12 protein-coding genes are annotated in these 12,219 nt (G+C 68.7%); 4 read left to right on the forward strand and 8 right to left on the reverse strand.

The features are described 5' to 3' along the window. Positions 1 to 36 precede the first annotated feature (36 nt). Entirely contained in the window at positions 37 to 1,752 is a 1,716-nt protein-coding gene (locus BOSE46_RS05205; RefSeq protein ID WP_159538915.1) for a phospholipase D-like domain-containing protein, read from the forward strand. On the opposite strand, the gene BOSE46_RS05210 is transcribed toward BOSE46_RS05205, so the two are convergent. Genes BOSE46_RS05210 through BOSE46_RS05230 form a run of 5 tightly spaced genes read right to left on the reverse strand, consistent with a single transcriptional unit; the run spans position 1,739 to position 6,743 of the window. Further along, positions 1,739 to 2,965, reverse strand: coding sequence for an APC family permease (locus tag BOSE46_RS05210; RefSeq protein ID WP_159538917.1), 1,227 nt, complete (start codon positions 2,963 to 2,965; stop codon positions 1,739 to 1,741). The genes BOSE46_RS05205 and BOSE46_RS05210 overlap by 14 nt on opposite strands. Position 2,966: 1 nt before the next feature. After that, positions 2,967 to 3,782, reverse strand: coding sequence for an exodeoxyribonuclease III (locus BOSE46_RS05215; protein WP_201299529.1), 816 nt, complete (start codon positions 3,780 to 3,782; stop codon positions 2,967 to 2,969). Positions 3,783 to 3,824: 42 nt separating this feature from the next. After that, the gene (locus tag BOSE46_RS05220; protein WP_159538921.1) at positions 3,825 to 4,220 is read right to left on the reverse strand and encodes a DUF1304 domain-containing protein; all 396 of its coding nucleotides are present in this window, start codon (positions 4,218 to 4,220) and stop codon (positions 3,825 to 3,827) included. 24 nt (positions 4,221 to 4,244) lie between these two features. Next, entirely contained in the window at positions 4,245 to 5,069 is an 825-nt protein-coding gene (locus BOSE46_RS05225) for an aldo/keto reductase (protein ID WP_159538923.1), read from the reverse strand. A 21-nt stretch (positions 5,070 to 5,090) separates the two neighbouring features. Beyond that, positions 5,091 to 6,743, reverse strand: a complete 1,653-nt coding sequence (locus BOSE46_RS05230; RefSeq protein ID WP_159538925.1) for an FAD-binding dehydrogenase — start codon at positions 6,741 to 6,743, stop codon at positions 5,091 to 5,093. A gap of 67 nt (positions 6,744 to 6,810) precedes the next feature. Here BOSE46_RS05230 and BOSE46_RS05235 point away from each other — a divergent pair, with 67 nt between their 5' ends. Further along, positions 6,811 to 7,296 (forward strand): hypothetical protein, encoded by a 486-nt coding sequence (locus BOSE46_RS05235; protein ID WP_159538927.1) that lies wholly within the window; start codon positions 6,811 to 6,813, stop codon positions 7,294 to 7,296. Between the two features lie 126 nt (positions 7,297 to 7,422). Continuing rightward, on the forward strand, positions 7,423 to 7,920 hold the full coding sequence (locus BOSE46_RS05240; protein WP_159538929.1) for a hypothetical protein: 498 nt from the start codon (positions 7,423 to 7,425) through the stop codon (positions 7,918 to 7,920). Positions 7,921 to 7,977: 57 nt separating this feature from the next. On the opposite strand, the gene BOSE46_RS05245 is transcribed toward BOSE46_RS05240, so the two are convergent. Both BOSE46_RS05245 and BOSE46_RS05250 read right to left on the reverse strand, forming a co-directional pair. Beyond that, positions 7,978 to 8,793 carry a hypothetical protein gene (locus tag BOSE46_RS05245; protein ID WP_159538931.1) on the reverse strand — a complete coding sequence of 272 codons (816 nt, stop codon included), beginning with the start codon at positions 8,791 to 8,793 and terminating at the stop codon, positions 7,978 to 7,980. 43 nt (positions 8,794 to 8,836) lie between these two features. Beyond that, the gene (locus BOSE46_RS05250) at positions 8,837 to 10,090 is read right to left on the reverse strand and encodes a geranylgeranyl reductase family protein (protein ID WP_159538933.1); all 1,254 of its coding nucleotides are present in this window, start codon (positions 10,088 to 10,090) and stop codon (positions 8,837 to 8,839) included. Positions 10,091 to 10,133: 43 nt separating this feature from the next. Here BOSE46_RS05250 and BOSE46_RS05255 point away from each other — a divergent pair, with 43 nt between their 5' ends. Then, complete coding sequence (locus BOSE46_RS05255; RefSeq protein WP_159538935.1) at positions 10,134 to 10,859, forward strand: queuosine precursor transporter; 726 nt, start codon at positions 10,134 to 10,136, stop codon at positions 10,857 to 10,859. Between the two features lie 153 nt (positions 10,860 to 11,012). On the opposite strand, the gene tgt is transcribed toward BOSE46_RS05255, so the two are convergent. Beyond that, entirely contained in the window at positions 11,013 to 12,215 is a 1,203-nt protein-coding gene (gene tgt, locus BOSE46_RS05260; RefSeq protein WP_236551617.1) for a tRNA guanosine(34) transglycosylase Tgt, read from the reverse strand. Between the last annotated feature and the right edge of the window lie 4 nt (positions 12,216 to 12,219).

The following is a 12,219-nucleotide window of genomic DNA, read 5'->3' on the forward strand; positions in this document are numbered from 1 at the left end:
GAATCGGTGGGCTGGGTCGGGACCGAGGTGCGGCACATGAATGATGACTTCGAGGTGGTCGGCGAGAACGACAGCGCGGCCTTCACGCTGAAGGTGCACCGTGGCGAGGGCATGGCACTGCTCGGCATGAACTGGCGGGTGGGGCGACCGCCGGACGACTTCGTCGGCTTCGCGATCCAGTATCGCGAGCCCGGCGGCGACAGGTTCCTGTCCGTCAGGAACCGCCTGACGTTCGAGCCTTTCGGCTCGCCGGCAGGGGGAGACGTTCGGTCGTCGCTGCGGTCGCCGATCCAGAAGTTCCGTTGGGTGCACTTCCCGTTCAGGGCGGAACGCCCCGGTGGGTTCCTGTATCGGGTCACGCCGGTCTTCATGGCGGCGGACGGGGTGCTCAGCTACGGGGAGGCCCAGGAGGCGGAGATCGACCTGGCCGGTGAGACTTACCCGGGCAGGCTCAACGTCTGCTTCACCCGCGGATTCGTGTCCTCCCAGGCGTTCGTGGACCGGTTCGAGCGGGGCGGGGCCATCTCGACGCTGCTGCCGGCGAAGGCCGACGACGGCCTGGACTTCGTCCCGACGCACCCGGATGCCGAAGAGGCGCTCGACTGGATGGGCTTCGAGGCACGACGGGCCGTCCTCGCCGTCCTCGACGCCGCCATCGCGGACGAGACCACGGCCGTGAAGGTCGTGGCGTACGACCTGAGCGAGGCAGACGTCGTGAGTCGGCTCGAACAGCTGGGGTCGCGCCTGACGATCATCGTCGACGACTCGGACGCGCACGGCGAGAAGGGGTCGGCCGAGACCGAAGCTGCCCGGCGGCTCCGCGCCTCCGCGGGGACCGCGAATGTCAGACGGCAACACATGGGCGGCCTGCAGCACAACAAGTGCATCGTCGTGACCGGGCCCAAGCTGAACCAAGCGGTCTGCGGCTCGACGAACTTCAGCTGGCGGGGATTCTTCGTCCAGAGCAACAACGCGGTGGTCCTGACCGGTCGCCAGGCGATCCAGCCGTTCGTCGACGCGTTCGAGTCGTACTGGGGCACCGACGAGGCGGCTGAGTTCGGCGCCTTGCCTGCCGCCCAGTGGGTGGATCTCGGGTTCGACGGGATCGAGGCCGAGGTTGCGTTCTCTCCGCACTCGGCGGGCAATGCCCAGCTGGCCACGATCGCCGGCGACATCCGCGAAGGGGCGACGTCGAGCCTGCTCTACTCCCTGGCGTTCTTGGCCCAGACCAAGGGGTCGATCCGCCAGGCCGTGAAGGTGGTCACCGAGGGTGATCGGGTCTTCGTCTACGGCATTGCCGATCGGGCTGTGGGTGGCATCGACCTGCAGAAGCCGGACGGCAACGTGGCCCCGGTCAGCCCGGCTGCCCTCTCGGCGCACGTTCCTGAGCCGTTCAAGTCCGAACCGACGGGGGGCGGCGGCATCCGTATGCACCACAAGTTCGTGGTCGTCGACTTCGACCTGCCGACGGCACGGGTCTATCTCGGGTCCTACAACTTCTCGAAGGCGGCCGACCGGGAGAACGGCGAGAACCTCCTGCTGATCCGCGACCGGCGCGTCGCCGTGTCGTACGCGATCGAGGCGGTGCGGCTCTTCGACCACTACGAGTTCCGGCTCCGGCAGGAGGAGGCGAAGACCGGCGTCAAGAAGCTGGTGCTGCAGAGGCCGCCCAGCAAGGCGGGCGCGACCCCTTGGTGGCTCGAGGACTACACGAACGGCCGGAAGGCTCGGGACCGGCTCATCTTCTCCTGACGCGCCCGCGCCGGAGCGCGTAGAACGCGCCGCCGACGGCGACGACGATCGCACCCGCGAGGATCGTTGACGGCGGCAGGCTCAATGCCAGCACCGCGCAACCTGCCAGCCCCAGTGCGGCCACGAGACGCGGCACGACAGCCGCGCTCAACGTCCACGCCGACGCGTTGGCGATCGCGTAATAGATCAGCACGCAGAACGACGAGAACGCCACGCTGGTGACGAGGTCACCGAAGCAGACGAGCGCTGCGACGACCACGCCCACGGCCATCTCGGCCAGGTGGGGGACCCGGGTGTGGCGGCTGACCGCGGCGAGGCCGCGAGGCAGGTGTCCGTCGCGGGCCATCGCGAGGGTCGTGCGAGACACGCCCAGCATCAGGGAGAGGAGCGCACCTCCGGCAGCGAGCGCAGCGGCGACGAGGACCAGCGGCACGAGGCCATGCGCGTCGGCAGCGTCGACACCGGCGACAAACGGTCGCGCGGCCTGGGAGAGGCCGGAGGCGCCGAGTGCGTGCAGGAGCGCCAGGGCAGCAGCCGCGTAGAGCGCGAGGACCAGCACGAACGTCACGGCGATCGCTCGCGGGATGGTGCGGGCCGGCTCGCGTACCTCCTCGCCGAGCGTCGCGAGGCGCGCGTAGCCGGCGAACGCGAAGAACAGCAGCCCCGCGGCCTCGAGCACCCCACCCGACGAGGTGGGCAGGTCCGGGCCGCGACCGCTGGAACCCGCAAGCATGGCGATCAGCGCGGCGCCGACGATCACGACGACGCCGGCGACCAGTGGGAGACTCACCGCTGCGGACTTCTCGACCCCCGCCAGGTTGACCGCGGTGAAGACGACGACGGCGGCGATCGCACCGAGCCGCGCATGGCCGGGCCACAGGTAGCTGCCCAGCGCGAACGCCATCGCAGCGCATGATGCGACCTTGCCGGCGATGAATGACCAGCCGGCGAGGTAGCCCCACAGCGGACCCAGACGCTCGCGGCCGTAGACGTACGTGCCGCCGGCGACCGGGTGCCGCCGGGCGAGGCGGGCCGACGAGATCGCATTGCACGCTGCGACGACCGCCGCGAGTCCCAGTGCGATGAGCAGCCCATCGCCGGCCGCCGACACGGCGGGCGGGAACACCACGAACAGGCCAGCGCCGATCATCGCGCTCATGCCGACGGCGACGGAGCCGACGAGCCCCAGACGTCGATCGAGCGGGGTCGTCATGTCAGAGGTCGTAGTCGATGACCAGGGGTGCGTGGTCGGACCAGCGCTCGGCCCAGCTGGGCGCCCGGTCGACGACCGCCTCGCGCGCTGCTGCGGCCAGCTCGGGCGTCGCGATCTGGTAGTCGATGCGCCAACCGGTGTCGGTGTCGTACGCCTGACCGCGCATCGACCACCACGTGTAGGGGCCGTCGACGTCGCCGGCGAGCGTGCGGTGCACGTCGACCCAGCCGAGCTCGCCGAAGTAGCGGTCGAAGTAGGCGCGTTCCTCGGGCAGGAAGCCGGCCTTCTTGACGTTGCCCTTCCAGTTGCGGATGTCGCGTTCGGTGTGACCGACGTTGAGGTCACCCGTGACGACGCCGTGATTGCCCGTGGCGCGGATCTGCGCGAGGCGAGTGGCCATCTGCTCGAGGAATCGGTACTTGTCGTCCTGACGCGGCGTGCCCGCCTCGCCGGAGTGGACGTAGGCCGACACGGTCGTCAGGATCGAGCCGTCGGAGAGCGGGATGTCGGACTCGATCCAGCGCCCGGAGTCGTGGAAGTAGTCGTCGCCGTTGCCGACGCGGACCTCCTTGGGCTCGGCCAGGCTGAGCACCGCGACACCGGCGCGCCCCTTGGCGGCCGCCTCGGCGTGGACGACGTGATAGCCGGCATCGGCGGTCAGCTCACGCACGATCTCGTCGGGTGCGCGGACCTCCTGCAGGGTGACGATGTCGGCACCCCGGTCGGCGAGCCAGTCGCCGAATCCGAGGGTCTGGCCCCGGGTCTTGTTGTGGGCGGCGCGGATGCCGTTGACATTGACGGTGGCGATACGAAGCACGGGTGCCACCCTAGTCCGCGGCCCCGACGGTTCCGGGGGCGGTCAGTTGGCGGCGATGAGGCTCGTGACGACGGCCAGCAATGCCGGCAGGCCCTGAATCGTGGCCGCCCGGGCGTACGACTTGCCGCCGTGCGAGATCAGCACCACCGCGGCTGCGAGCATGCTGCCGCACGCGAACACGATCAGGGCCCAGCCGGTCGCGTCGTGGTCGTCGGAGAACGCGATGAGCCCGATGCCCACAGCGGTGCCGATGGCGAGGAACAGGTTGTAGAAGCCCTGGTTGAACGCCAGCGAGGCGGTCGTGTCGGCGTCGGCCTGCGACTCGAGCCCGAACGTCTTCCACGTCTTGGGCTTGCGCCAGTCGAGCGACTCCAGCTTGAAGAACAGCACGTGGAGCAGGGCGGCGACGCCGGCGAGGATCAGCGCGAGAGCGGTCATGCAAGGAACCTAGCGGTTCGGCGCTCAGAACTCCTCGTGCGTACGCGGGTCGCCGCCGATGCGCCGGCCCTGGTCGAGCCCGGCGATGCGGTCGAGGTCGTCCTGGTCGAGCTCGAAGTCGAAGATGTCGAGGTTGCTGCGGAACCGCTCCGGTGTCGCCGACTTGGGGATCGGTGCGGCGCCGATCTGGGTGTGCCACCGGAGCACCACCTGGGCCGGCGACTTGCCGTGCCGGTCTCCGATCTCGGCGAGCACGGGGTTGTCGAGCAGGTCGGTGCCCCGACCGATCGGCGTCCAGCTCTGCGTGACGATGTCGTAGGCCTCGTCGGCGGCACGCTGCTCGACCTGCGGGAAGTAGGGATGCAGCTCGACCTGGTTGACGGCTGGCGCCACGCCGGTCTCCGCAACGAGGCGTGTGAGGTGGTCCGGGAGGAAGTTGGAGACGCCGATCGACGTCGCCAGCCCTTCGTCGCGGAGCTCGATCATGGCCTGCCACGTCTCGACGTACTTGTCGATGCGAGGCAGCGGCCAGTGGATCAGGAAGAGGTCGACGTGATCAAGTCCGAGCCTCTCGAGAGAGGCGGTCAGCTCGATGCGTGGACCCTGCGAGCCGTGGGCGTTGCCGGGCAGCTTGGTCGTGACGAACAGCTCGTCGCGCGACACCGGCGACTCGGCGATGCCGCGGCCGACCTTTGTCTCGTTCTCGTAGCGGGTGGCCGTGTCGAGCAGGCGGTAGCCGGTGGCGATCGCCTCGACGAAGACCTGGGGGTCCTTGATCGAGTACGTCCCGAAGCCGAGGACCGGCATCTGGCGTCCGTCGTTGAGCTCCAGCAGCGGTGCGGTGTTCATACGTCCAAACCTACGTCGACCTCACCCGACTTGCTTCGCTGCGGCGCGGCCGGCGGCGCGTCCGCTGAAGATGCAGCCGCCGAGGAACGTGCCCTCGAGCGAGTTGTAGCCGTGCACGCCGCCACCACCGAAGCCGGCGACCTCACCCGCGGCATACAACCCGTCGAGCGGCGATCCGTCGGTGCCGAGGACCTGCGAGTCGAGGTTGGTCTCGAGCCCGCCGAGCGACTTGCGGGTCAGGACGTGCAGGCGTACGGCGATCAGCGGCCCCTTCTTGGGGTCGAGGATCTTGTGCGGGGAGGCGACACGGATGAGCTTGTCGCCGCGATAGCTGCGTGCCTGCTTGAGCGCGGCGATCTGCAGGTCCTTGGTGAATGCGTTGTCGAGCTCGCGGTCACGGTCGGCGACCTGCCGGCGTACGTCGTCGACATCGACCGGCGCCTCGGGCGTCAGGGCGTTCATGCCGGCGACGAGCTCCTCGATCGTGTCGGCCACGATGAAGTCCTCGCCCTTGGACTTGAACGCCTCGACGGGGCCGGTCGCGCCCTTGGCGAGTCGCTGCTTGAGCAGCTCGCGCACGCTCTTGCCGGTCAGGTCAGGGTTCTGCTCCTGGCCGGAGAGGGCGAACTCCTTCTCGATGATCGCCTGCGTCAGCACGAACCACGAGTGGTCGTGGCCGCTCTGGCGGAGCAGCTTGAGCGTGCCGAGGGTGTCGTAGCCGGGCAGTCCCGGGATCGGCAGGCGCTTGCCGCCGCCGTCGAGCCAGATCGACGACGGTCCGGGGAGGATGCGGATGCCGTGCTTGGGCCAGATCGGGTCCCAGTTCTTGATGCCTTCGACGTAGTGCCACATGCGATCGCGGTTGATGTGGCTCGCGCCGGCCGACTCGGCGATGCCGAGCATGCGGCCGTCGACGTGAGCCGGGACGCCGGAGATCATGTGCTGCGGGGGAGTGCCGAGCCGTTCGGGCCAGTTGGCGCGTACGAGGTCGTGGTTGCCGCCGATGCCGCCCGACGTGACGATGACGGCCTGGGCGGTCATCGTGAACTCACCGATCGACGTACGTGAGGTGGGTGCGGCGCGCTCGGCGTCGCTGGGCTCGAGGACCTGCCCGCGTACGCCGGTGACGGCGCCGTCGCTGACGATCAGCTCGTCGACCTGGTGGCGGAACGCGAACTGCACGAGTCCCTGGTCGTGGCCCGCCCGGACGAGCTTCTCGAACGGCTCGACGATGCCGGGACCGGTGCCCCAGGTGATGTGGAACCGGGGGACGGAGTTGCCGTGGCCACTCGCGAGCCCGCCGCCGCGCTCGGCCCAGCCGACGACCGGGAACAGGCTGTGGCCGCGCTCCTTGAGCCAGGCCCGCTTCTCGCCGGCGGCGAAGTTGACGTACGCCTCGGCCCACTGCCGCGGCCAGTTGTCCTCGTCGCGGTCGAACTGGGCGCTGCCCATCCAGTCCTGCATCGCCAGCTCGACCGAGTCCTTGATGCCCATGCGGCGCTGCTGGGGCGAGTCGACGAGGAACAGGCCGCCGAACGACCAGAACGCCTGGCCGCCGATGCCCTGCTCGCCCTCCTGGTCCACGAGGATGACCTTGCGGCCGGCTTCGACGAGCTCTGCGGTGGCGACGAGGCCGGCGAGGCCCGCTCCGACGACGATGACATCTGCATCCATGACGCAGATTGTGTCGTACGTGGGTGTCTGGCTGTGCGCTGCCTGATGCGCGGATACGCTTTCGGCGATGAACCCTCTCGGACTGGCGGCACGGATCGTGGCGGCGGTGGCATTGCTCGCAGCCCTCGGGGCGACGTTCATTCGGAAGTTCCTCGTGCTGACGATCGACATCCAAGGTCTCGCGGCGACCTCCGCCGGTGCCACGCCGTGGCGCGGCACGTTCGGCCTCCTCGGCTGCCTGGTGGTCGCTGGTGGGCTCCTCCTCGCGGTCGTGGCAGCGGTCCTGCCGACGCAGCTGTCGGTGGGGCGCCGCCTGGTGTCGGGGCTGACCAGCGTGTCCTGTGTCCTGGCCATCGCGATGTTCGTGCTCTACCGGGCCTATGAGACGAACGTGGCGATCGAGAACCTGGACGGTCTGGGGCTCAGGTTCGGCTGGTCGGCCTTTGTCGTGTTCGGGTTGCTGGTCGTTGGCATGGTGGCCGGCCTCGTCGGTGCGATGCTGGCCGATCGACCTACCGCTCCGGCGACGTCTGCGGCGTCCTCCCGGGTGTGAGGATCCAGACCTCTACCACACTTCGACCGCCCAAGACACGGCGTGATTACCGGTGGAATTGCTGTCGTATAGGACGCTCGGGGCACTAGATTCAGCCCTAACATTCATCGTTGGGAGAAAATAACTATGGCCGCTGACTTCAAGTCTTTGGGCAAGTTCGAACAAGGCGCACTGATCTCGGGTGCTGTCGCCATCATCCTGTCGTTCTTCGGCAGCTACGTCACCGCGTCATACGACGGTCCGGGCTCAAGCGCGATCACCTCGTCAGCCGGGACCAATGCCTGGACGAGCTACGCCACTCTGGGCATCCTGCTGATCATTGCCGCGACCGCCATCGTTGCCGTCAAGGCATTCTCGAAGGAGAACCTTCCGGACGGCGTGCCGTGGAGCCTCGTGGCGCTCGGCACGGCCGGTCTCGGCACTGTCCTGCTGATTCTGCGGGCTCTGTTCCCGGGCGACCCCAACTTCCCGGGTCTGGATGTCGGCCCCGGCTGGTCGGGTTACCTGCTCTGGATCGCCTGCATCGCGCTGACGGTCTTCACGTTCCTGTCCTTCAAGGAGTCGGGCGAGAAGATCCCGGAGATCAAGAAGAACGACACGCCGCCGGCTCCGCCTGCTGCGTGATCCACTGAACGACGAAAGGCCCGGCTTCGGCCGGGCCTTTCGTGTGTGCGCGAGCGGTCAGGGTGCGACGGTGCCGCCGCTGAGGAACCGGTACGTGTACACGTGCACGAGCATGGCGAACGGCACCGTGAAGATCATGCCGACGAAGCAGGCGATGACTCCTCCGGTCGCCACGAGCCCGGCCAGCAGCGTCGCGACCAGCGCGTTGCTGAAGTTGGCCTTCACGACCGCGAAGCTCGACTTGATCGCAGCGATGGGACCCTGACGCTGATCGACCACGAAGTAGAGCGTGAAACCGGCGAACAAGCCGAAGGCGAGGCCGGGCACGTAGCAGAGGATCAACCCGATCAGTGTCACCACGGAGATGATCAGCGACGTCAGCATGATGCGCGGAGCGTTGCGGTACGAGAAGAGGGCGCCGACACCGGGCGACTCACCGTCCGCGATCCGCAGGCCCGTGCGGATCAGGCCTGCTGACACCACCGCGAAGGGGATCGACAGCAGGAAGAACACGCCATAGCTGACGCCCAGCGTGGCGAAGTAGCGGCCGACACCATCGAGCTCGCCGGTGTCGGAATCGGTCAACGTCAGCGTTGGATGCGGCACCACCGCGAACACCACAGCGATCGCGACCGCATACATGGCGATCGTCGCCAGCAGCATGATGACGCCACCGGTGAGCAGGGTCGCGGTGTTGGCCTTGAACTTGGCCCACGCCCAGCCGAACGCCTGGCCGACCTCGAAGCGCGGCGGACCGTAGTAGCCCGGCGGTGGCGGGTAGTAACCAGGCGGCGGAGGGCCGTAACCCGGAGGCGGGCCGTAGCCGGGAGGCGGTGGGTTGTACGGCGGTTGACCCGGAGGCGGTTCGGTCATGGCCAGAGATTAGCGGCCGGTTGTCGCGTTCGTAGGGAATCCGTCAGGAAGAGAACGGAGGGCGATCGTCGAGGCGTACGGACTGCCGGCCGGCCCAACGCCAGAGGCGTGCAGTGAAGTCGCGGTCCTCGTCGGTCACCAGGTTGCCCATGACCCGCAGGGCGAAGGTCATGAGGCGGTGCGACCGCATGCCGACGGGCCCTGCGGTGGGCAGCAGTCGCGGCACCGTGATGAGTCCGGCGAGGCGACGCGCGATCGAGAACGCCTCGCCGTAGTGCGTCGTGAGGAGGGTGGGCCAGGCGTCCTGCAGGTCGGTGTGCGTGCGCATGAGCTCGGCACCGACGCGGCCGGTCTCGAGGCCGTAGTCGATGCCCTCGCCGTTGAGCGGGTTGACGCAGCCGGCGGCGTCGCCGACGAGGATCCAGTTGGGCCCGGCGACGCCCGACACCGCGCCGCCCATCGGCAGCAGCGCGCTGGTGGGCATACGGAGCTCACCGCTGAGGTCCCACTCCTCGCGGCGCAGACCGGCGTAGTACTCCATGAGCGGCCGGATCTGCAGGTCGGCGGGCCGTTTGGCCGTCGCGAGCGCGCCGACGCCGAGGTTCACCTCGCCGTCGCTGAGCGGGAAGATCCAGCCGTATCCGGGCAGCAGCTCGTCGTCCTCACCGCGGAGCTCGAGGTGCGAGGAGATCCAGGGATCGTCGCTGCGGCCGGACTTCACGTACGAGCGGCCGGCCACGCCGTACGCGGTGTCGCGGTGCCACTCGCGGCCGAGGACCCGACCGAGCGGCGAGCGTACGCCGTCGGCGATCACGAGCCGGTCGCACTGGATCGTGTGCGGCGTGCGGTCCTTGCCGAGGTGGAACGTCACCGAGACGACCTTGCCGGCGGCGTCGCGCTCGGCATCGACGGCGCGGGCACCCTCGAGTGGCGTGGCGCCGGACTCGACCGCGACACGGAAGATCTTGTCGTCGAGCTCGGTGCGGGGGACCGCGGAACCCCAGTCGGGCAGCGAGCCGCCGGGCCAGGGCAGCAGGAGCTCCTGGCCGAACCCTGACGCGCGGAGCCCGCGGTTGGTGCCGTGGCCACGTACCCAGTCCTCGAGGCCGAGTCGCTGCAGCTCGGCGATCGCACGGGGCGTGAGGCCGTCGCCGCAGGTCTTGTCGCGCGGGAACGTTGCCGCGTCAGCCAGGACGGTCTGCATGCCGAAGCGTGAGGTCCAGGCGGCGGCCGCCGAGCCCGCAGGGCCGGCGCCGACGACGAGCACGTCGGTACGTGTCGGCAGCTCGGCGGTCATGACTCGATTCTCCCAGAGGTGCCCAGACTGGCAGGATGGGCCCATGACATCGCAGGAAACCGCTGCTCAGCCCGAACGCGAGATCCACTACGCGTCCCGCGGATCGTCCTACTACGACGTCATCCTCGCGGTGTTCTGCGTCGTGCTCGTGGTGTCCAACATCGCCGCGACCAAGGCCACCGAGTTCGGCTCAGGAGACCTGTCGCTGGGCCCGGTGCAGATCTGGCCGATCATCTCCGACGGGGGAGCGGTGCTGTTCCCGCTGGCCTACATCCTCGGCGACGTCATGTCCGAGGTCTACGGCTTCAAGGCCGCGCGGCGGGCGATCCTGGTGGGCTTCGGCACGGCGATCATGACGTTCGCGACGTTCCTGATCGTCATGAAGCTGCCGGGCGCGAGCTTCTACGAGAACCAGGAGGCGTTCGAGAGCGTCGTCTGGTCCGGTCTGCAGATCGTGGCGGCGTCGATGATCGCGTACCTCACCGGCCAGTTCCTCAACTCGTGGGTGCTCGTACGCATGAAGGCCCGAAGCGCGGAGCCCGGGCTGTTCCGCCGGCTCGCGGGGTCGACCGGTGTCGGCGAGGCGGCGGACACGCTGATCTTCTGCGCCATCGCCGCGTCGGCGATCGGCATCTCGACGGGTGGCCAGTTCGTCAACTACTTCGTCGTCGGGTTCGTCTTCAAGTGCGCCGTCGAGCTGATCGTCATGCCGGTCACGATGCTGGTCATCCGCCTGCTCAAGGACCGCGAGCCGTCCTACTGGGCTTAGAACTCGCTCGCTAGTGAGGCCGTCCGCGGCCGAGCGGGAGCGAGCTCTGCGAGCGAAGCGTGGTGACATGACCTCCCGGCGCGAGTGGTTGACGGCACTGCCCTTCGCTCGCTCGTTCCTCGCTCGCTCCCGCTCGGGCGCTGAGCGCCCTCGCTAGGGTGCGGGAGGGCCGTAGAACCGGGTCAGGAAGTCGGCCTTGAACTCGGCGAACGTGCCGGCTTCGAGGTGCGTACGCATGTCGTTGACGAGCCGCACCGTGAACCGCTCGTTGTGGATCGTCGCGAGGGTCGCCGCGACGTACTCCTTGGTCTTGAACATGTGGTGCAGGTACGCCTTGGAGTAGTGCCCGCACGTGTAGCAGTCGCACTCAGGGTCGATCGGGCCGAAGTCGCGCCGTGACGCGGCGACGTTGAGGTTGTAGCGGCCGGTCATGGCATACACGCGTGACGAGCGGGCCACCCGCGACGGCGAGACGCAGTCGAACGTGTCGCAACCGTTCTCAACAGCGGTGAACAGGTCGTCGGGCTCGCTGATCCCCAACAGGTGGCGCGGCTTGTCGTCGGGCAGCTCCTCGTTGACCCAACCCACGATCGTGCCGAGGTTCTCCTTCTCGATTGCGCCGCCGACGCCGTAGCCGTCGAAGTCGAGCCCGACGAGCCCGCGGGCGGCAGCGCGGCGCAGGTCCTCGTGCTGCGCGCCCTGCACGACGCCGAACAGCGCCTGCCGCGGCTTGTGCGCCCGCTCGGCCGACAGCCGCTGGTGCTCGACGACGCAACGCTCGGCCCAGGCCTGCGTGCGCTTGATCGACTCCTCCTGGTAGCCGCGGGTGTTCATCAGCGTCGTCAGCTCGTCGAAGGCGAACATGATGTCGGCGCCGAGCTGGTGCTGGATCTGCATCGACACCTCGGGGGTGAAGCGGTGCTTCGTGCCGTCGAGGTGACTCTTGAACGTCACGCCGTCGTCGTCGACGATCGCGAGACGGTCCTTGCCCTCGGCTATGACGTCGTCGGCCTCGGCGCCCTTGGCGTCCATCGACAGCGTCTTCTTGAAGCCCGCGCCGAGCGACAGCACCTGGAACCCGCCGGAGTCGGTGAACGTGGGGCCGGGCCAGTTCATGAACGTGCCGAGGCCGCCGGCCTCGTCGATGATGTCGGCGCCGGGCTGGAGATAGAGGTGGTACGCGTTGGCGAGCAGCGCCTGCGCGCCGAGGTCGGCCATCGCCTCGGGCAGCACGGCCTTGACCGTGGCGCGCGTGCCGACGGGGATGAACGCCGGGGTGCGGATCTCACCGTGCGGGGTCGAGATCGTGCCGCTGCGCCCGAGTGCGCCTGGGAGCTCCTTGCCGACGGTGAACACGTCC

It is taken from the genome of Aeromicrobium sp. 9AM, assembly GCF_902506105.1.
Classification (GTDB): Bacteria; Actinomycetota; Actinomycetes; order Propionibacteriales; family Nocardioidaceae; genus Aeromicrobium.

Coding starts and splice junctions, on each gene's coding strand:
- BOSE46_RS05205 (WP_159538915.1), top strand. CDS start 37: ATGAATGATGACTTCGAGGTGGTCGGCGAGAACGACAGCGCGGCCTTC.
- BOSE46_RS05210 (WP_159538917.1), bottom strand. CDS start 2,965: ATGACGACCCCGCTCGATCGACGTCTGGGGCTCGTCGGCTCCGTCGCC.
- BOSE46_RS05220 (WP_159538921.1), bottom strand. CDS start 4,220: ATGACCGCTCTCGCGCTGATCCTCGCCGGCGTCGCCGCCCTGCTCCAC.
- BOSE46_RS05225 (WP_159538923.1), bottom strand. CDS start 5,069: ATGAACACCGCACCGCTGCTGGAGCTCAACGACGGACGCCAGATGCCG.
- BOSE46_RS05230 (WP_159538925.1), bottom strand. CDS start 6,743: ATGGATGCAGATGTCATCGTCGTCGGAGCGGGCCTCGCCGGCCTCGTC.
- BOSE46_RS05235 (WP_159538927.1), top strand. CDS start 6,811: ATGAACCCTCTCGGACTGGCGGCACGGATCGTGGCGGCGGTGGCATTG.
- BOSE46_RS05240 (WP_159538929.1), top strand. CDS start 7,423: ATGGCCGCTGACTTCAAGTCTTTGGGCAAGTTCGAACAAGGCGCACTG.
- BOSE46_RS05245 (WP_159538931.1), bottom strand. CDS start 8,793: ATGACCGAACCGCCTCCGGGTCAACCGCCGTACAACCCACCGCCTCCC.
- BOSE46_RS05250 (WP_159538933.1), bottom strand. CDS start 10,090: ATGACCGCCGAGCTGCCGACACGTACCGACGTGCTCGTCGTCGGCGCC.
- BOSE46_RS05255 (WP_159538935.1), top strand. CDS start 10,134: ATGACATCGCAGGAAACCGCTGCTCAGCCCGAACGCGAGATCCACTAC.